Origin of the sequence: Sphingobacterium sp. UBA7253, assembly GCF_002472745.1 — a bacterium.
GTDB lineage: Bacteria > Bacteroidota > Bacteroidia > Sphingobacteriales > Sphingobacteriaceae > Sphingobacterium > Sphingobacterium siyangense.
The window spans coordinates 1-1224 of the sequence record NZ_DKSP01000196.1 but is presented as its reverse complement, the minus strand read 5'-3'; the positions used below and the strand labels follow the sequence as shown (position 1 = coordinate 1224).

Annotated in this window: 3 protein-coding genes; all 3 read right to left on the bottom strand. The window is 44.4% G+C overall.

Annotated features, from left to right (window positions below; all coding sequences use genetic code 11):
- Nucleotides 1–293, bottom strand: a 293-nt coding sequence (locus B2X72_RS19650; protein ID WP_286851185.1) for a metallophosphoesterase family protein, incomplete at its 3' end; no start/stop codon positions are given.
- A complete protein-coding gene (locus B2X72_RS19645) occupies nt 290–838 on the bottom strand; it encodes a hypothetical protein (RefSeq protein WP_217493569.1) in 549 nt (182 codons plus the stop codon). The genes B2X72_RS19650 and B2X72_RS19645, both read right to left, overlap by 4 nt.
- Before the next feature lie 36 nt (nt 839–874).
- A partial coding sequence (locus tag B2X72_RS19640; RefSeq protein ID WP_286851183.1) for an NAD(P)-binding domain-containing protein occupies nt 875–1224 on the bottom strand: 350 nt, incomplete at its 5' end.

Below are 1224 nucleotides of genomic sequence, written 5' to 3'. Positions count from 1 at the left end.
ACAATTTCATTTGTGTAAGCGATGGAGATCTTACCCATTGCTTTTTCTTCGTCAGTCTTGTAGGCGCAGCCACAATCATCACTAGAGCGACCTATGCCAAAATCGTAATTACCCGCTATGGTAGGTATTCCTCTTTTCCGGATCTCGTCAATTACCTCGTTAGGCCAGATATTGTATCCTACCAAATCACCCAGGCAATAGATAGCATCGGTATTGCGGGGTTCAACATCTTTAAAAAAGGCTTCCAATGCTGGCAGGTTTGCATGGATGTCTGAGAAAAGGGCAATTTTCATGTTTTTGGTTTTAAGTTTTCTGTTATTTCATTTATTGTACTTCTTGCAGAACGGCCCACGCCTATAAGTGTTGCAGATGCAAATCCGGTCCAATTTCCATAGCCTACAAAGTATAAACCATCTATAGCTATTGATTTTGTTTCTGCTCTAAACTTATCATCCAAAATACCCAAAGGTTCCAGGTACTGGGTTGCATAACGAAAGCCCGTGCACCAGATAATGACTTCAAAATCTTCCTTTGTTCCATCAGGCCATATTACACCAGTTGGTGTAAGCGCAGTAAATGTTGACCGGTATTGCAGTACACCGAGGTCTCGCGCTTCCAGAACAGAAGGCACCATCACAATATTACCCAGATTGTACTGCTTCGGGTCAAATTCCTTGCCGGATTGTAAAGCATGGTATTTGGCGGATGCGAGTTCAAAAAGTACCCTTCCATCCACTTCATCTGGTAAATATTCCGGCTCTTGCTGCACAGCCCAGGTGGTGTCTGCAACTTTTGATACCTCTGCAAGGATCTGGGCTCCAGAGTTGCCATTACCCACAATAAGTACTTTTTTTTAGCTAATTCCGCTGCATTTCTATAATGTGCGGAATGGATTTGAATACCCTGATATGATTCTATTCCTGGTACAGGGGGGAATAAATGGATTTTGCCAGGAGCCGGTAGCAGATATTACGACCGTGCTTTTGAACTGCCCTGCCGAAGTCTCTACTTCAAAACCAGTTTCTGTCTTGTGAACCGCCCAAACTTTTACCGGCCTTTGCACCTGTATTTTATAGCGTTCTTCGTATGCATGAAGGTATTCGATCACTTCCTGCCGCGAAGGGAATTTACCACTGGATTTCGGCATCATCCAGCCTGGCAGGGAGCTATATTCAGCAGGAGAGAAGAGTGTAAGAGAATCCCAACCATGCTGCCATGCGCCGT